The 17,368-nt window shown below is 45.6% G+C and carries 15 protein-coding genes and 3 pseudogenes; 11 read left to right on the top strand and 7 right to left on the bottom strand.

Annotated features, from left to right (window positions below; translation table 11 throughout):
* The 5 genes and pseudogenes from MOF34_RS19095 to MOF34_RS19075 all read left to right on the top strand — a co-directional run.
* The coding region (locus MOF34_RS19095; protein WP_268401357.1) for a sensor histidine kinase at positions 1-925 on the top strand (925 nt) is incomplete at its 5' end.
* Positions 922-1,584: a two-component system response regulator LnrK gene (gene lnrK, locus MOF34_RS19090; protein WP_268401356.1), complete on the top strand. Its 663-nt coding sequence runs from the start codon at positions 922-924 to the stop codon at positions 1,582-1,584. The genes MOF34_RS19095 and lnrK, both read left to right, overlap by 4 nt.
* Positions 1,585-1,727: 143 nt before the next feature.
* Positions 1,728-2,662, top strand: a pseudogene (lnrL, locus tag MOF34_RS19085) (linearmycin resistance ATP-binding protein LnrL).
* A gap of 12 nt (positions 2,663-2,674) precedes the next feature.
* Positions 2,675-3,865 (top strand): ABC transporter permease, encoded by a 1,191-nt coding sequence (locus tag MOF34_RS19080; RefSeq protein ID WP_268401355.1) that lies wholly within the window; start codon positions 2,675-2,677, stop codon positions 3,863-3,865.
* Positions 3,866-3,878: 13 nt separating this feature from the next.
* Complete coding sequence (locus MOF34_RS19075) at positions 3,879-5,036, top strand: ABC transporter permease (protein WP_268401354.1); 1,158 nt, start codon at positions 3,879-3,881, stop codon at positions 5,034-5,036.
* A 65-nt stretch (positions 5,037-5,101) separates the two neighbouring features.
* On the opposite strand, the pseudogene MOF34_RS19070 reads toward MOF34_RS19075, so the two are convergent.
* Both MOF34_RS19070 and padR read right to left on the bottom strand, forming a co-directional pair.
* Positions 5,102-5,655, bottom strand: a pseudogene (locus MOF34_RS19070) (GNAT family N-acetyltransferase).
* 45 nt (positions 5,656-5,700) lie between these two features.
* Positions 5,701-6,249, bottom strand: coding sequence for a transcriptional regulator PadR (gene padR / locus MOF34_RS19065; protein ID WP_268401353.1), 549 nt, complete (start codon positions 6,247-6,249; stop codon positions 5,701-5,703).
* A gap of 273 nt (positions 6,250-6,522) precedes the next feature.
* Between padR and estB the strand changes: the two genes are divergently transcribed.
* The 3 genes and pseudogenes from estB to bstA all read left to right on the top strand — a co-directional run bounded on the left by estB (position 6,523) and on the right by bstA (position 9,145).
* Positions 6,523-7,155 (top strand): esterase EstB, encoded by a 633-nt coding sequence (gene estB / locus MOF34_RS19060; RefSeq protein ID WP_268401352.1) that lies wholly within the window; start codon positions 6,523-6,525, stop codon positions 7,153-7,155.
* 218 nt (positions 7,156-7,373) lie between these two features.
* Positions 7,374-8,462 (top strand): acyltransferase family protein, encoded by a 1,089-nt coding sequence (locus MOF34_RS19055; RefSeq protein ID WP_268401351.1) that lies wholly within the window; start codon positions 7,374-7,376, stop codon positions 8,460-8,462.
* Positions 8,463-8,621: 159 nt separating this feature from the next.
* Positions 8,622-9,145, top strand: a pseudogene (gene bstA, locus MOF34_RS19050) (bacillithiol transferase BstA).
* Here bstA and MOF34_RS19045 read toward each other — a convergent pair.
* Complete coding sequence (locus MOF34_RS19045; RefSeq protein WP_268401350.1) at positions 9,142-10,698, bottom strand: MFS transporter; 1,557 nt, start codon at positions 10,696-10,698, stop codon at positions 9,142-9,144. The pseudogene bstA and the gene MOF34_RS19045 overlap by 4 nt on opposite strands.
* Positions 10,699-10,809: 111 nt before the next feature.
* On the bottom strand, positions 10,810-11,292 hold the full coding sequence (locus MOF34_RS19040) for a MarR family transcriptional regulator (protein WP_003223214.1): 483 nt from the start codon (positions 11,290-11,292) through the stop codon (positions 10,810-10,812).
* A gap of 170 nt (positions 11,293-11,462) precedes the next feature.
* On the opposite strand from MOF34_RS19040, the gene mprF reads away from it, so the two are divergent.
* From mprF to MOF34_RS19025, 3 genes are all read left to right on the top strand, one after another.
* Positions 11,463-14,033: a bifunctional lysylphosphatidylglycerol flippase/synthetase MprF gene (mprF, locus tag MOF34_RS19035; RefSeq protein WP_268401349.1), complete on the top strand. Its 2,571-nt coding sequence runs from the start codon at positions 11,463-11,465 to the stop codon at positions 14,031-14,033.
* Positions 14,034-14,373: 340 nt separating this feature from the next.
* Complete coding sequence (locus MOF34_RS19030; RefSeq protein ID WP_268401348.1) at positions 14,374-15,255, top strand: PhzF family phenazine biosynthesis isomerase; 882 nt, start codon at positions 14,374-14,376, stop codon at positions 15,253-15,255.
* 86 nt (positions 15,256-15,341) lie between these two features.
* The gene (locus MOF34_RS19025) at positions 15,342-15,926 is read left to right on the top strand and encodes a nitroreductase family protein (RefSeq protein ID WP_268401347.1); all 585 of its coding nucleotides are present in this window, start codon (positions 15,342-15,344) and stop codon (positions 15,924-15,926) included.
* A gap of 38 nt (positions 15,927-15,964) precedes the next feature.
* On the opposite strand, the gene MOF34_RS19020 is transcribed toward MOF34_RS19025, so the two are convergent.
* The 3 genes from MOF34_RS19020 to MOF34_RS19010 form a co-directional block, all read right to left on the bottom strand.
* Positions 15,965-16,156: a YfhD family protein gene (locus tag MOF34_RS19020; RefSeq protein ID WP_268401346.1), complete on the bottom strand. Its 192-nt coding sequence runs from the start codon at positions 16,154-16,156 to the stop codon at positions 15,965-15,967.
* 66 nt (positions 16,157-16,222) lie between these two features.
* Positions 16,223-16,333, bottom strand: coding sequence for a YfhE family protein (locus MOF34_RS19015; protein WP_003223230.1), 111 nt, complete (start codon positions 16,331-16,333; stop codon positions 16,223-16,225).
* Positions 16,334-16,387: 54 nt separating this feature from the next.
* A complete protein-coding gene (locus MOF34_RS19010; RefSeq protein WP_268401345.1) occupies positions 16,388-17,299 on the bottom strand; it encodes a TIGR01777 family oxidoreductase in 912 nt (303 codons plus the stop codon).
* Positions 17,300-17,368 lie beyond the last annotated feature (69 nt).

Genomic DNA, 17,368 nt, shown 5'->3' with positions numbered 1-17,368 from the left:
TCAAAAACGGGGGTCAGTCCCGTTTGTCTTGTGTTTTTGTTTGATGATGTGGCTGATTGTGCTAATTCGCACATATCGTATGTTCGGCGATGAATATGTGATGGATCATTGTATCAGCATGACATTTGTCGTCTTTTGCGGAGTCGTTGGAAAATTAATCCGCAAGCTGTTGGATGCGGAGGAAACGGCAAAACAGCAGTTTCAGGAACTGACAGAGTCTCACAAGGCGCTGTCTGCTGCACATCAGGAGCTTCATTTATATGCGAAACAGGTTGAAGAGCTGACTGCCATTCACGAGCGGAACAGAATGGCAAGGGACATCCATGATACAGTGGGGCATAAAATGACGGCTCTTCTCGTTCAGCTGCAGCTTCTTCGTGAATGGCAAAAAAGAGACGGACAAAAAGCGGAGGAGACGGTCGGGATATGTGAAACGCTTGCCCGTGAAGCGCTTGATGCTGTCCGCTTATCAGTACGCACCCTGCAAACGGAAAAGGATCATTCGTTAATCGATTCACTGAAACAGCTGACAGAAGACTTTTACAAGAATGCGGGAGTCACAACCGAATTTTCGGTCAGCGGCGATCCGGCGGTGATTCCGCTGTCTCTTCATCCGACTTTAGTCAGAACGGTGCAGGAAGCGCTGACCAATGCCAAACGGCACGGCGGCGCCACAGCCTGTTCGATCCAGCTTGCCTGCACAACGGACAGTATCCGCCTTGTCATGAAGGATGACGGAAAAGGAAATCCCGAGACAGCACTCGGTTTTGGCCTTTTGAACATGAAAAAGCGGGCAGCGGAGCATGGCGGAACGATTCGCTTTGAGAGTGAACTGGATCAAGGATTTACAGTAATTGCAGAATTTTCACTGGCTAATAAAAAATGGAGCTTCGGGCCCGCGCAGCAAAAGGAGAGTTTATCATGATTAAGATCATCATTACCGACGATCAGGATATTGTCAGAGAAGGGCTGGCATCCCTGCTCCAACTCCGAGAAGAGCTCGATGTCATCGCCACGGCGCGAAACGGACAGGAAGCCTACGAAAAGGCGAAGGAACTTGAACCGGATATTGTGTTAATGGATATTCGAATGCCGGTGTCCAACGGAGTAGAAGGAACAAAATTGATTACAAGCTCGCTGCCCGGCGTAAAGGTTTTGATGCTGACAACCTTCAAGGATTCAGAGCTGATTGCAGAAGCGCTTGAAGAAGGTGCGAGCGGGTATCTGCTGAAGGATATGTCGGCAGATACGATTGTAAAAGCGGTAATGACTGTTCATTCGGGCGGAATGGTGCTCCCTCCGGAACTGACTGCCCAAATGCTGAATGAATGGAAGCGTGAAAAACAGCTGAAAGGAATAAACGAGATAGAAAAACCTAAGGAGCTCTTCGACCTGACCGAGCGCGAAATGGAAGTTCTGGCTGAGCTGGGGTATGGGCTGAATAACAAAGAAATTGCCGAAAAGCTGTTCATTACAGAAGGTACAGTGAAAAATCACGTTTCAAATATTATCAGCAAGCTGTCTGTCAGAGACAGGACCCAAGCCGCCATCTATTCCGTCAGATATGGTGTATCTATCTTTTGACATATGACGTTTTGTATATGCGTTTCTATGAAAAGGCCTTTTCCAGGCCTTTTTTTCATGCCTTACAATCTACCTGGCGCTACATGCCGCACATCCTTCTTTTATCTACAATAGCAATGGGATTAAAAAAGGAGTGAAACGACGTGCTGCAAGCAGAAAACATCAAAAAGGCATATGGAAAAAAAACAATCGTGAAAGGCATTTCTTTTTCCCTTCAAAAGGGGGAGTCGTTCGGGCTGCTCGGGCCAAACGGTGCAGGAAAGTCCACAACCATCTCGATGATTTCCGGCCTGGTGCCGCTTGACAGCGGACACATCACAGTCGGCGGCTATGTCATCGGAAAAGAAACGGCCAAAGCGAAACAAAAAATCGGCGTTGTCCCGCAGGAAATTGCTTTATATCCAACGCTGACAGCCATTGAGAATCTTATGTTTTGGGGGAAAATGTACGGCCTTACACACGGCGAGGCCAAAAAAAGATCGGCTGAGATCCTTGAATATGTCGGCCTGACTGAGCGGGCCAAAGATAAAATTGAAATGTTCTCAGGCGGAATGAAACGGAGAATCAACATCGGGGCCGCCTTATTGCATAAGCCTGAGCTGCTAATCATGGATGAACCAACTGTCGGCATCGATCCTCAATCGAGAAATCATATTTTAGAAACGGTGAAACAGCTCAATGAAACGGGAATGACAGTGATCTATACGAGTCATTACATGGAAGAGGTCGAGTATTTATGCGACCGGATCGGCATTATTGATCAAGGAGAAATGATTGCGATCGCACGAAAAGCGATTTGTGCAGCCGCCTTGGAGGCGATACCATCATACAGCTCACGGTTAGCGGGATCGATGAAGCGTTTCTTTTTGCAATCCGTTCCCTGGCTCATGTGAATGATGTGACAGTACATGAATCAGAGCTCAAAATTGACATTTCTGCAGGTCATCATGAAAAAGTGGTTACCAGTCTGCTTGCGGAGGCTGCTGCCCATCATACAAACCTGCTGTCACTTCAGGTGCAGGAACCAAATTTGGAGCGCCTATTTCTGAATCTGACCGGCCGCACTTTGCGGGATTGAGGAGGGGCGGCTATGAAAAAAAGCATATGGATCGCATGGAAAGATGTCAAAATCAGAACCAAGGACAGAAAAGGATTTATGATGCTTATCTTAATGCCGCTGATCCTAACGTGTATTTTAGGGGCGGCGCTTGGATCGGTTGTTGACGGAGGCAGCCAGATTGATGACATCACTGTCGGCTATGTCCAATCAGATCAGTCAGAAGCAGCGAACATGTTTAGAATAGATGTGCTCAAAAAAATGAAGTCGATAAGGGTCACACAAGCCAGCAGTGAAGACGAGATAAAAAAACTGATTGCTGAAAAGAAAATCGATGTCGGCCTCGTCATTCCGAATCATTGGGAAGCCGGCAAAATGTCAGCTTTTGTTTATGTAAATCCTGATCAAACATTAAAACGTTCCATTATCGAAACAGCCGCCGCATCTTTCATAGACCAATATAAAGCGGTAAAAGAAGCCGCGTCAGCCTCAATGGACTACCTCAGCAAAACGGAAGCTGTCAAGCAAGGAAAACTTGATCCTTCACATTTTGCAGAAAAGCTGGTCAAGACGCTCGAAAAAGAAACGGGTAACAAGCTCACTGTGACGGAAACATCAGTCGGCAACAAGGCAGTTAGCAGTTTTCAATACTATTCGGCGGCAATGCTTTGCATGTTCATGCTGTTTCATATGACAGTCGGGGCGAAATCATTTTTACAGGAAAAGGAGACGGAAACGCTTGCCAGAATGCTGATGACGCCTGCGCAAAAATACGCCATTCTCCTCGGAAAGTGGCTCGGGACGTATCTATTTGCTATCATACAATTTTTCATATTTCTGATTGTCACGATCAATGTATTTAGTGTGGACTGGGGTGGCAATCTGCTGTTTGTGAGTGTACTCGGGCTTGCTTACGCTGCAGCTGTATCAGGCATTTCAATGCTGCTTGCGTCGTGCATCAGCGATATGAAATCGGCTGATGCCATAGGCGGCTTCGGCATTCAATTGCTTGCGGTTCTCGGCGGGTCCATGCTGCCGCTGTACCAATTTCCGGACTTCTTACAGTCTGTATCCAAAACGGTTCCGAATCGATGGGCGCTTGACGGCTTTCTTTCTTTAATGGAAGGGGGAGGCTGGGCTGACCTTCAAACGCCCGTGTTTCTTTTTGCGGCGATCGGCCTTTGTTCGCTCGTGCTTGGTATTAGACGGCTTCATACAAGATAGGAGGTACACCAAGGTGAAAAAAATGATAGCCATTTGCGGCATTGAGCTTTCTCTCATTTTCAAGAAGCGGCAGAATTATTTGGTGATGTTTGCTACCCCGCTTTTGCTGACCTTTGTATTTGGGAGTATGCTTGGCAGTAATGATGACAAGCTGCGCCTTGCAATCGTTGATCAGGACGACACGATCCTCTCACAGCATTATATTCGGCAGCTGAAGGCACACGATGAGATGTACACATTCGAAAACATGTCTGAGAGCAAAGCGTCAGAAAAGCTGAAGCAAAAGAAAATAGCCGGGATTATCGTCATTTCCCGCTCGTTCCAGACACAGCTCGAAAAAGGAAAACATCCTGAGCTGATCTTCCGCCACGGCCCGGAGCTGTCGGAAGCGCCTATGGCTAAACAGTATGCGGAAACCACATTGGCAAAGCTCAATATTCAGGTATCCGCGGCGAAAACGGCGGCTCAGGCAGCGGGAGAGAACTGGAAGGCGGCTTATAAAACAGTGATCGCCAAGGATCATAAAGATGCAGCTCCAGCCGTAAAACAAAAGACGCTCAGCGATAAAAAAGAAGGCACAGGAGGAGGTGACACAGCCTCCAGAGCAGCAGGCTTTTCCATCCTGTTTGTCATGCTGACAATGGTGGGGGCTGCGGGAACAATTTTAGAAGCAAGAAAAAGCGGCGTCTGGTCCAGGTTGCTTACAGCCTCTGTCAGCCGAGCGGAAATCGGTGCAGGGTATGTGCTGTCCTTCTTTGTCATTGGCTGGATTCAATTTGCCATATTACTACTCGCAACCCATTGGCTGTTTGGCATCAACTGGGGCAACCCTGTTGCAGTTATTGTGTTAGTATCGTTTTTTCTGCTGACCGTTGTCGGCATTGGATTGGTGATAGCGGCCAATGTTAGAACGCCAGAACAGCAGCTTGCGTTTGGAAACTTGTTCGTCATCGCAACGTGTATGGTAAGCGGAATGTATTGGCCGATAGACATTGAACCGACATTTATGCAGACCATCGCTGAATTTCTTCCGCAAAAGTGGGCGATGAGCGGACTGACTGAGATTATGGCTAACGACGCGCACATCACAGATATTCTCGGGATCTGCGGCATCTTGCTTGCTTTTGCAGCCATTACCTTTACAGTGGGGTTAAAAGCGCTCCGCGCCTAAAAAACATCTGCCTTCGGGGCAGATGTTTTTGGCAATCATTTTGCTTTTTTTGTAAGCTTAAGTCTCTATTCCAAATGCTGTTTCACGGAAGGCCTGTCGCTGTCGATGATGCTGTATAACACAGAATTGCGGAATGTTCCATCTTTTCTGATCATTTGGTTTCGCAACATGCCTTCTTTGACTGCTCCCAGCCGTTCAATCGCCTTATGCGATCTGATATTCCGCTCATCCGTTTTAAACTGCACCCGAATCGTATTCAGCTGTTCAAAGCAGTATTGCAACAGCAAATATTTGCATTCAGTGTTGACTGAGGTGCCCCACATCGGAGGGTGAAACCATGTCCAGCCGATCTCAAGGCTCCTTGAGACGGATGACATATACAGAAATCGTGTCGTTCCGACGATTTTATCAGTTTCCCGTTGAATCATCACAAACGGAAATTCTGCTCAAGGCTCTTTCGTTTGCAGTACTTCCTCAACAAAAGCCTCCATATCAGGCAGCCTTGTAATGGTTTTCGGTAAATGGGTCCAGACGTTTATATCCGCAGCTTCATATAATCCTTGGATATGGGCACCACTCGGATCAGTTCCCCAGTTAATTCATGCAATGTCACATTCATTGTTCGTCCCCGCATTAAGACTTGGAGCAGCCAAGGCCGCTCCCGCTAATCCTCATCTATCATAGCTAACATCGACTCCAGCCAAGAAACGTAGTTTTTCTCCCGCTCCAGCGCTTTTGTCAGCACGAGATAGTGGCCGAAGTCCGGTGAAGAAAATGACATCGGTTCTGCTGAAGCCATAAGCTTTTCATAGTTTCCCTGCAGATCAGACAGCTTGGCCTTGCGTTTCAGCAGTTGGTCTGTGAACAAATCAGAAGCTTCCTGCCGCGATAGAGATGAGATGAAATATGCCTTCAGCATAAATTCATCCTTCACCGTCTCCGGTATCGGCTGGTGGCGGATCAGCCAGTCATGCAGCTCCTGCTTTCCGCTGTCTGTCAGGGTGTACATCTTTTTCTCCAGCTTTGTGCCTTGAATTGTTGTCCGGAACGTAATAAACCCTTCATCCGTCAGCTTTTTGAGCTCAGGATAAATTTGGCTGTGCTTGGCGCTCCAAAATTGGCCGAGCTCCTCTTTAAAATAACTTGTAATATCATATCCGCTCAATTCGCCTTTTCGCAAAAGCCCTAATATGGCATATTTTAATACTCTCATGCTATCCTCCGTGTCTATAGCTGTTTCGCAACAAAATGAGCAAGTGCTCATCATGATCTTAACTGCCTATTCCCCTTATTATAGAAAAGGGAGGAAGGGAACACAACCGGTCTACCTGTGAAAGTAAGATCAAAGATACGTAATGATTCAGAGACTTCACCGAGCATATAAAAATGATATATTTAAATGTAATTTTCTGAAAAAAGCATGACAATATAGATTATTTATGTATAATAGGAAATTGGTGGTACAAACATTTAAGGGGGAATGAACGTGAAAAAAATACTTTTTGCATCCACTATCTGTTTATCGCTGATTCTATCTGTTCTAGCCGCTCCGCCGTCAAGCGCAAAAGCTGAATCAGTACATAATCCTGTCGTTCTTGTTCATGGAATAAGCGGTGCCTCATACAACTTTTTTGCTATTAAAAACTATTTAATTTCTCAAGGTTGGCAAAGCAACAAACTGTATGCAATTGATTTTTATGATAAAACAGGGAACAATCTAAATAACGGCCCGCAGCTCGCTTCATATGTCGACCGTGTTTTAAAAGAGACGGGGGCCAAGAAAGTTGATATTGTGGCTCATAGTATGGGAGGCGCCAACACACTGTACTATATTAAATATCTAGGCGGGGGCAACAAGATTCAGAATGTTGTAACACTTGGAGGGGCTAATGGTTTAGTGTCATCTGTTGCGCTGCCAGGCACAGACCCTAATCAAAAGATTCTCTATACATCTATTTACAGTCTAAATGATGAAATTGTAATCAATAGTCTTTCAAGACTGCAAGGAGCAAGAAATATTCAGCTTTATGGCATCGGCCATATCGGCTTGCTTTCGAATAGCCAAGTGAACGGCTATATCAAAGAAGGTCTGAATGGCGGAGGCCTCAATACAAATTAATATCTCCATAAAAAACCTGCGGCTCTGTTACAGCAGGTTTTTTTGCATTCTCTTAGCAATCTCGTCTGAGAAAGATACGCTAAAAAGTCAGATGCTTTTATGATCTTAGTTAATAGTACATACTCAAATTTATGACATCAGGCACTTTTTCAAATAAAGCAGACATGTTAAGGTACAACCATCGATTTCTAAAAATTTGAAATAAAAGGAGCGCTGTTATGCAAATTAAAGAAATTTTTATGATCCGCTGCATTTCGTGCTTAAGTGTCGTTTTGCTCCATATCATTTCAATGGTCCTGATGCTTCAGGCAGAAGCTCTCGCAAATATTACCCACACTGTAGATTCATTTCGCACACTCCTGATGTTTAGCACGCCAGCTTTCATTTTCATCTCTGAATTTTTGCTGGCCCGTTCTTATCCTGACGGGGTGCCGGACGGTTTTTTAAAGAAGCGGGGGAAAGTGATTTTCGTTCCTTTTTTATTTATCGCTGCTATCGATGCGTTGCTGATGACCAGTGCGATGGGGGGAGAGGTAACCTTTTTTGCGTTTGTGCAAAAGTACCTGGCGAACGTATTGTTAGGGAACTTTATCGGATACTTCATTCTCGTCATCTTTCAATTTTACATTCTGCATATGATGTTTCATAAGTATTTGAAAAAAACATCGCCGAAATGGGTGCTGTCCATCTCATTTGTGGTGACAGCCGTTTATTTAAGTTATTTCTCAGCAGTCAGCCCGGCTCCTGCTTCAGAAGCGGGCGGGGCGTTCCCATTCTTCTGGGTTCCGTTCGCAGGCTGGCTTTTCTACTTTTGTCTTGCCTACTATTGTGGAAAAGAGTACAAGCGCTTTTTAGCGCTGTTGAACCAATACCGCTGGTTGGTATACGGCGCCGCAATTGCTTCTGGAGCGCTGGTTGTCACTGTTTCTTATGTAGGCGAAATCGGCATGATCAGCTCAAAACGGCCTGATATCATGCTGTACTCGATAAGCATGATTTTCCTGTGTTTTCACTTGTTTTCTAAAATAAAGCATGTGCCGAAAATCATGATGTTTATCAGCAACTATTCCTTTTCGATTTATCTGCTCCATGCTTATTTTATGATCATAGGCTACGTGCTGCTTTTAAATATGCCTGAAATACCTGCCGTACCGGCTGTTCTCCTATTGTTTGCCGTGTGCACAGCCGGCCCGATCCTGACCTCATGGGCACTGAATAAATGTAAATACGGTTATTTATTTGTTGGGAAGGTCTATCAGCCAAAACAGAAGAAAGTAACAGTAGAAGTGCGTGATCACGCGGGGTGAAAAATAAGCGGCAGGAGAGAGGCTCCTGCCGTTTGTAATGTGTTATTCTGTTTACATTATGATTGTAGTCCTTCAACCTTCAGCGGGTTTAATTTATGCACGTGCACAATCTTTTTCTTGTAAAATAAAGGAGAAGATTGAACTGAAGGGAGAACATACATGGCAACAGCAAATCTGAGCTACTCAATAGGAGAATACAAGCCGAGGGAATCCATATCGAAGGAGCAAAAAGATGAATGGATTCAGGCGCTTGAAAAAGTGCCTGCCAAACTGAAGCTAGCCGTAGAAGGCATGACAGCCAGCCAGCTTGACACACCGTACCGGGACGGGGGATGGACCGTTCGGCAAGTTGTTCACCATCTGGCTGACAGTCATATGAACAGCTATATACGTTTTAAATTGAGCTTGACGGAAGAGACACCGGCCATCCGTCCATATAATGAAAAAGCGTGGTCTGAAAAACAGCAGATCCGAGCGGTTCACTCGCGCTTTTACAGGAGCTTCACGGACGATGGACGGCTCTTCTCCGCAGTCTAACGAAGCAGCAATTTCAGCGCGGGTTTTACCATCCCGATACAAAGGAGATCATGACGCTAGAAAACGCGCTAGGGCTGTATGTCTGGCACTCACATCACCATATCGCTCATATTACGGAACTTTCCAAACGGATGGGGTGGTCTTAACGCTTTTGCCGGCGGAAAGCCGGGAGACTGATTGCTGCAACCACCAGCAGTGAAATCACGGCCGCCGCCGCATATAAATGATCATAGCCGCTGGCAACACTTGCATGAATGGCATCGCTTATCGCAGTTTTGACTTCAGGCACAGGTATGCGTTCGATCTGTTCTTGTAAAGAAGAAACATCTGAACTGTCGATCTCGGGAATCATCTGCATATCCTTCCCTGACTGGCCGCTGTCCGATAAGCGGCTGCTGATTTCATCACCGATTTGGTCAAACCCGGCTGTGATAAAACCTGCATAAAGAGTAGGCGCCAATGTCAGGCCAATTTGCCTTACCAATGATAGCGTGCCAAGCGCCGTGCCCTTATTCGTTTTCGCTGCCTCTGATACAAGGACGTTCAGCGGCGCGCCTAACAGAAAGCCAAAACCAATCCCAGCTACCACACTTGCGATTACAAACTCCCATTTCTCCGTCACCCAGAGCGGAAATAAAGCAAATCCCGCACATGAAATGATTCCCGAAAGAACAACCGTTTTCACCGGCCCTTTTTTGTCGGTGAGCGCTCCGCCAAGCCAAGCGCCGATGCCGGAAGCTAACGCAAGCGGTGTCATCCAATAGCCTGCTTTTGCGGCCGAGACACCCAAATACTGCTCAACATATGACGGGATAAAAATGACCGCCGCCAACAGTCCCCCGGATAACAAACCGATGATAAGCGTGCGCTGAAACATGTGGTTCCTCAGAAGAGAATACGCCAAAATCGGATCTCCCCCGCGCCTTTCAACCCTCTTTTCAAACGAGATAAGCGCTGCAAAACATAGAATGCCAAATATAATACACCCATAAACCTCCGGATTTCCCAAGCTGTTCAAAAGATTTGCTCCGTCAAGATTCGTCATGCCGTACATCACAGCTAAAATTGACAGGGACAGAAGGAAGATTCCGGCCGTATCGAGTCGCTTAGCCTCAGGCGCTTTTGTTTCCGCAATAAAACATGCACCGAAAACAACCAATAGCACGGCAATCGGCAAATTAATTAAAAACAGCCAATGCCAAGAACCGGTCCAATCAAGCAGAAAGCTTCCGATATTCGGCCCGAGCACAGCGGCCATCCCGTTCATCGCACCAAGCAGCCCAAGTGCTTTTCCCTGTTTTTCCTTTGGAAGTGTAGCGAGAATGTGAGAGCTGCCGATAATGAAAATCCCGCCGCCACCAAGCGCCTGAATCAGCCGTGAGATTAGAAAGAGCGGGAAGCTTTGGCTCAAAGCAACAAGCAAAGAACCGAGTCCGAACAAGCAAACCTCAATGAGAAAGAGTTTCTTTCTGCCGTAGCGGTCGGAAAGCTTTCCGACGATCGGCACACTGACGCTAAGGCCGAGCGTGTATAGGGTAATGCCCCATGACCCCCAGGAAGGAGAAACGGCAAACGACTCGTTTATCGTTGTTAAAGCAGCAGAAATAATTCCGTTATCCAGCGCAGCCATAAACACACCAATCGTAAACAGGCTGATCGCCCACTTTTGGCTTTTCTGCACTGTCAATGCTTCAGTCATATTCTTCATCTCCTTTTTAATTCACTTTAAATATATTATTCATTTGAAATGAACTAAATGTCAAATAAAAAAAGCCTGACACCTCGCTTTGCGGATGACAGACTTACAGAGTTATTCTTTTTTTGCTTTCTCTAATGCTCTTGAAAGGATAGACAGCCCTTCGGATACAGCCTGCTTTTCTTCTGGGGACAGCAGCTCCAATGAACGCTTTAATTTCAAGTGGCCTTTTTCATAAAGCCCCCGAAAAATATTTTTTGCATTCTCCGTCAACTGAACAACGACTGAACGGCGGTCCTCCTCAGAATGTGAGCGTTTGACAAACCCTGATTTCTCAAGGCGGTCAAGCAGTCCTGTTGTATTGGATAAGGAAGCCCCCATTTTTTCTGCAATGTCGCTGACCTTCAGTGTACCATGGTTGTTTAATAGCATGAGCACTTTCATTTGCGGCATGCTCATATCCAGCTTCATCCATTCGGACACATCACCGAGGCCGGCAGAGGTTAGTACTTTCATATAGAGCACCCATATTTCCCGTTCCTCAGATGAAAGAATGTCTTCGTTTAATACCGTTGTATCATGTAGATTGTATTCCATTTCATCACTTCCTCATCATTCACTCCTCTTACATAATACTCGATTTTCACCCCTGATAGAAAGTGAGCGGGAACCGCATGCGGGACTTTGTCCGAAAAATAACGGTAGTGTATAATGAGTTGGAGATTATTGGGGGAGAAGAGCGAACTAGATTATGATTGGAGAGACCATTGCTGATTAAAAAGAATGCTTTATCAATTTTAAAAATCGTTTTTCCTATTGCAGTTTTATTATTTGTTATTTATCAATCGAAAAAAGAACTGACAAATCTGTCATTCAAACGTACGCTCATGGTCATCAACGGACTTGAGCGAACGGACTTATTCATCCTTGTATTGATCGGCTTGCTGGCTGTTGCGGCTATGTCGCTGTATGATTACGTCCTGAAATACTCATTGCGCCTATCGATTACAAACGGAAAGGTATTCAGGGTTTCATGGATCGCTAATTCATTTAATAACGTCCTTGGATTCGGCGGATTAGCCGGAGTCGGGTTAAGAATGATGTTTTATAAAGAGCATACGAAAGACCACAAGGCGCTCGTCAAAGGAATTGCCTGGCTTACTTCATCTATGCTGCTCGGGTTATCAGTTTTCAGCATTTTCGTCGCCGCACGAGTGTTGCCAGTGGATGAAGTCATTAATGAAAAGCCTTGGCTATGGGCGGTCGTTATCGGTTTCGCACTGATTATGCCGGTATCTTTGGCGGTGGCTAAAATAAAGGGCCGCAAAGGCGGAGACGAAGAGAATTCGGACAAAGTGAAAAATCCAATTTTCGCTTATATCGGCGCTTCTGTTGCCGAATGGTTTATGGCTGGAATCGTCATCTATCTGTCATTGTTCGCTATGGGCATTCAGGCTGATATCAGGTATGTGTTCGGAGTGTTCGTCATTGCGTCGATCGGAGGAATGATTAGCCTTGTGCCGGGCGGCTTCGGCTCGTTTGACCTTTTGTTTTTGCTCGGGATGGAGCAGTTTGGCTATCATCAGGAGGCCATTGTTACTTCTATTGTTTTATACAGGCTCGTCTATTCATTTATCCCATTCGTTTTGGGACTGTTCTTTGCTGCCGGCGATCTGACCGAAAATACAATGAAACGGCTCGAAACGAACCCGCGTATCGCGCCTGCAATTGAGACGACAAACGTTTTGCTTGTCGTACAACGGGCGATATTAGTGAAAATTTTGCAAGGATCACTTTCGCTTATTGTTTTCGTTGCAGGCCTGATTGTTCTGGCTTCAGTATCCCTGCCGATTGACAGGCTGACCGTCATACCGCACATTCCGCGCCCGGGTCTTTTGCTGTTCAACGGCCTATCCTTAAGCTCAGCGCTCATTCTGCTGATTTTGCCGATTGAGCTTTATAAACGGACAAAACGTTCCTATACGATGGCCATTACAGCGCTTGTCGGCGGCTTTGTGTTCAGCTTTTTAAAAGGACTTAACATCAGTGCGATATTCGTGCTGCCGATGATTATCGTATTACTCGTACTTTTGAAAAAACAATTTGTTCGAGAACAGGCATCCTATACGCTGGGACAATTGATTTTCGCTGTGGCGCTGTTTACCGTGGCACTCTTTAACTACAATCTGATCGCGGGCTTTATTTGGGACCGGATGAAAAAGGTGATGCGCCACGAATATTTCGTCCACAGCGATTCTCATATCACGCATGCGACGATCATGGCGATTATCATCGTGCCGCTGTTCTTCTTCATATTTACAATGGTATATTATAAGAAGACAAAACCAATCGGGGAAAAAGCTGACCCCGAACGCCTTGCTTCGTTTTTAAGTGAAAAAGGCGGCAACGCGCTGAGCCATCTCGGCTATCTTGGAGATAAGCGGTTTTATTTTTCAAGTGATGGGAATGCACTTCTTCTATTTGGAAAAATCGCCAGAAGGCTGGTCGTGCTCGGCGATCCGTCAGGCCAAAAAGAATCGTTCCCGCTTGTGCTGGAAGAATTTCTGAATGAAGCGCATCAGAAGGGCTTCAGTGTTTTGTTCTATCAAATTGAACGAGAGGACATGGCGCTGTATCACGATTTTGGCTATAACTTCTTTAAGCTGGGTGAGGAAGCCTATGTGGATTTAAACACATTTACCCTGACAGGGAAGAAAAAAGCCGGCCTTCGGGCAATCAATAACCGATTTGAGCGGGAGGAATATAGCTTCCATGTGGGACATCCCCCATTTTCTGATGTGTTTTTGGAGGAACTGAAACAAATCTCAGATGAATGGCTCGGCTCGAAAAAGGAGAAGGGATTCTCACTCGGATTTTTTGATCCTTCATATTTACAAAAAGCGCCGATTGCCTACATGAAAAATGCAGAAGGAGAAATCGTTGCATTTGCTAATGTCATGCCGATGTATCAGGAAGGAGAAATATCAGTCGATCTGATGCGCTACCGCGACGACGCCCCGAATGGCATTATGGACGCATTATTCATCCGCATGTTCTTATGGGCGAAGGAGGAAGGCTGCAAGTCGTTTAACATGGGGATGGCGCCATTGGCCAATGTCGGCACCGCCTTTACATCCTTCTGGTCAGAACGATTTGCCGCTGTCATCTTTAATAATGTCAGATACATGTACAGCTTTAGCGGGCTCAGGGCCTTTAAAGAAAAATACAAACCGGAATGGCGCGGAAAATACTTGGCGTACCGGAAAAACAGATCTCTTTCCGTCACCATGTTCCTCGTCACACGGCTGATCGGCAAAAGCAATAAAGACTCCGCCTAACCAGACAGAGTCCTAGCGTGTCGACAAACCCTCGCACTCGTTGTCTAGGCTGCGCTTCGGTGCTCACGTGTGATGAAAAGAACGGGGGTTAAATGATCAAGCGTCCTGCCTAAACACCGACGTCCAACGATGAAAGCCTGCTCCGATGCTCGTCCATCCTAGACTTCAAAGGTTTTTCTATCACGCTGAAAAGATGACAAAATCCTAAAAGATTAATTGTTTTAGGATTCTATCAAAAACCCATTTTCTTTTGAAAATGGGTTTTCTTAATAATACTGAAAATTCATAATCATTTTTGCTATACTGACAGAGACATTGATAAAGAAAGGGAGGCAGACAAGTGAAAGAAATAGAGGTTTTAAAATATGAAGCATTTACAAGCAGTCCCGGCAAAGGAAACCCCGCAGGTGTCGTATTGCATGGAGACAATTATACTGAAGAAGAGATGCAGATCATAGCTGAGCGTGCCGGATATTCAGAAACCTCCTTTATCCGGAAAAGCGAGCCGGCTGATCTCGAACTCCGTTACTTTACCCCTGGACACGAAATGAATTTGTGTGGTCATGCAACAGTTGCTTCTCTTTACTCATTATGTGAAAAAGGGATGCTGGAGAGCGGTAAAACGTACAGCATCCAGACAAAAGCCGGTATCCTGCCTGTGAAGATTTCTGAAAAAGAAGGCCGCATTCATATCACGCTTGAACAGGCTTCGCCGCAATTCAAACCATTTACAGGCGATCGGAAAAAACTTGCGGCCGCATTGGGAATTACGGAAGAAGATTTTCATGACGATCTTCCGATTATGTTTGGAAGCACTGGCATATGGACAGCCATCATTCCGCTTGCATCACTAGAGGCCTCAAAAAAAATGGTGCCTGATAACAAACAATTTCCGGAAGTGTTAGTTGATCTGCCGAAGGCTTCGGTCCACCCGTTTACCTTTGAAACCGTTCACCCTGACAGCGACCTGCATGGACGCCACTTTTCATCTCCGTTTTCGGGAACGATAGAAGACCCTGTGACGGGCACAGCATCCGGTGTGATGGGGGCATATATGAAACAGTACGGCAATACCGAGCAGCGTAAATTTACCATTGAACAAGGGCAGGAAATCGGGAAAGACGGAAAAGTGGAAATCGAAATAAACGAGGAAGGCGATCATGTGAAAGTGAACATGACAGGAACGGCAGTATACTCAGAAACCCGTATTCTTAAAATCTAATACAGGTCATGGTTTACAAAAAGATGCACTTTCCGTTATCATTATGAATGATAATCATTTTCAATTGCTTAGGAAGGTGAAACGGTATGCCTCAATCCGAACAGATAGAACAACATTCAGCACTGCGGGACATCATACGCAGCAGAAGATCAATTCGAAAATTTAAACAAGAGCCAGTGCCTTCAGCAGTCATTCTTGACATGCTTGAAACCGCAAAATATGCGCCAAATCACAGAGTGACAGAGCCATGGAGATTTATTTACGTTTCCAGTGAAACAGGAAAAACAAATCTGATCAACACATTTGCAGCATTCTCTAAAAAATCCAAGCCGGATATGACAGAGGAAAAGCTTCATAATTTCAAAAACACACTTGGACGCGTCCCCGGATTTCTGCTCGTCGTGTTTCAGGAAGATGAAAACGAAAGAGCACGAGACGATGATTTTGCGGCAACCAGCTCATTGATTCAAAATCTTCAGCTTCTTGCCTGGGAAAAAGGAATCGGCATGGTTTGGAAAAGCGGAAAAATTCTTTACGACAAAGAAGTGCATCAGGCCTTTGGTTTACAGGATAATGAACGATTCGCGGCCATCATACAAACGGGCTATCCTGATGAAGCACCCGAAGTAAAAAAACGCACGCCGATCCGTGAACGGTTCACCGACATGTAAAAAACCCCCTGTCTCAAACGGAGACAAGGGGTTTTTTATTAACGGTTTTTCTTTTTCACTCTGTTGTCTGCTGCTTTTGCACGTTCTTGCGCTTCGCGGTCATCCGCATCAGCAAGCTCGCTTGAATATTCTTCGTAAACGCCGTCAGTTTCCCTTTTTAATGCGTCGGGAACTTGAGGAAGCTTTTGTTTGTTTTTATCACGGTTTTTGTGGATATGATTTCTGCCCATATCAAATTCCCCCTAAAAAGTGATATCAAACAAACATAGTATCTGGCATAAAGGGGCTATGTATTCCTATTTCCGCTTAGCAGCTTTTTCCGCTTTTTTAAATTCGCCTGAATAAAGAACTTCTTGCATTTTTTTCAGGTTGGCGCCTTGCTGGTGCTTCTCCCTCTTCTTTTCCATAAAAAGGACCTCCTTCAACCATGTTATTCTTAAGGTTGACGCTTCTATCCGTTTTTATACAGTCTTTCGGACCGTGATCAGCTGTGAGAGTGCCAATTCAAGGTCCGAATATGAAAAACGAAATCCAGAGATCATCGCTTTTTTAGGAAGAGCGCGCTGTCCTTTTACAATCAGAAGACTCATTTCACCCAATGCTTTTGATAAAAAGAATTCCGGGACAGGGAGCCAGTGCGGGCGGTGCTTCACCCGTGCAATCGTTTTTCCGAATTGTTTCATTTCCACAGGATTGGGCGCAGTGACATTCATGGGTCCTGAGATTCCGGTGTGTTCTATTGCGTAACGGATCATCTGGGCCGCGTCCTCGACGTGAATCCATGACAGCCACTGTCTGCCGGTTCCGATCGTTCCGCCGGCCAGAAGCTTATAGGGAAGAACCATGAGCGGAAGAGCGCCTTTTTCTCCAAGCATCACACCAAATCTCGCATAAACCGTCCGGATGCCCATCGCCTCAATTTTCTGTCCTTCCTTTTCCCACAAATGCGCAGTATGGCTGAGAAAATCCTCATCTGATGTTACAGATTCCTCTGTAAAGGTTTTCTCAAGACTAGTGCCGTAAATACCCACGGCACTGGCTTGGATCAATGCCTTCGGTTTTTCATTTTGTTTAAGAATTAGCCGCCGGACTTCACGCGTCGCATTGATACGGCTGGAGAGAATGTGCTGCTTCGTTTTTTCTGTCCAGCGGCCAAAAATCGATTTTCCCGCAAGATTCACCCAAACATCGATAGGAGGAAGTTCATGCTCCGGCGCGGCTCCTTCCGTCAGCCATTGGACATATGTCATATTTTTTTGTTCAGTTTCCCTTGCGTTTCTTGATAAAATATAAACATGGTGTCCCTGTCGGGTAAGAACGCCTGTCAGATGCAGGCCGAGAAAACCGGTTCCGCCCGTCATTGCTATATTCATGAATATCTCTCCTCATCGTTCTAGTAAATATACTTTACCTCATTTTAATAAAAGAAAACGCGTTTCAGG

Origin of the sequence: Bacillus sp. T17B1 (assembly GCF_026796395.1) — a bacterium.
Taxonomy (GTDB): Bacteria; Bacillota; Bacilli; order Bacillales; family Bacillaceae; genus Bacillus; species Bacillus spizizenii_A.
This window is presented reverse-complemented; position numbering and strand designations above follow the sequence as displayed.

Coding starts and splice junctions, on each gene's coding strand:
- MOF34_RS19015 (WP_003223230.1), bottom strand. CDS start 16,333: ATGGAAAAGAAGAGGGAGAAGCACCAGCAAGGCGCCAACCTGAAAAAA.
- MOF34_RS19040 (WP_003223214.1), bottom strand. CDS start 11,292: ATGGAATACAATCTACATGATACAACGGTATTAAACGAAGACATTCTT.
- MOF34_RS19055 (WP_268401351.1), top strand. CDS start 7,374: ATGCAAATTAAAGAAATTTTTATGATCCGCTGCATTTCGTGCTTAAGT.
- MOF34_RS19025 (WP_268401347.1), top strand. CDS start 15,342: ATGCCTCAATCCGAACAGATAGAACAACATTCAGCACTGCGGGACATC.
- padR (WP_268401353.1), bottom strand. CDS start 6,249: ATGAGAGTATTAAAATATGCCATATTAGGGCTTTTGCGAAAAGGCGAA.
- MOF34_RS19020 (WP_268401346.1), bottom strand. CDS start 16,156: ATGGGCAGAAATCATATCCACAAAAACCGTGATAAAAACAAACAAAAG.
- lnrK (WP_268401356.1), top strand. CDS start 922: ATGATTAAGATCATCATTACCGACGATCAGGATATTGTCAGAGAAGGG.
- MOF34_RS19010 (WP_268401345.1), bottom strand. CDS start 17,299: ATGAATATAGCAATGACGGGCGGAACCGGTTTTCTCGGCCTGCATCTG.
- MOF34_RS19045 (WP_268401350.1), bottom strand. CDS start 10,698: ATGACTGAAGCATTGACAGTGCAGAAAAGCCAAAAGTGGGCGATCAGC.
- MOF34_RS19080 (WP_268401355.1), top strand. CDS start 2,675: ATGAAAAAAAGCATATGGATCGCATGGAAAGATGTCAAAATCAGAACC.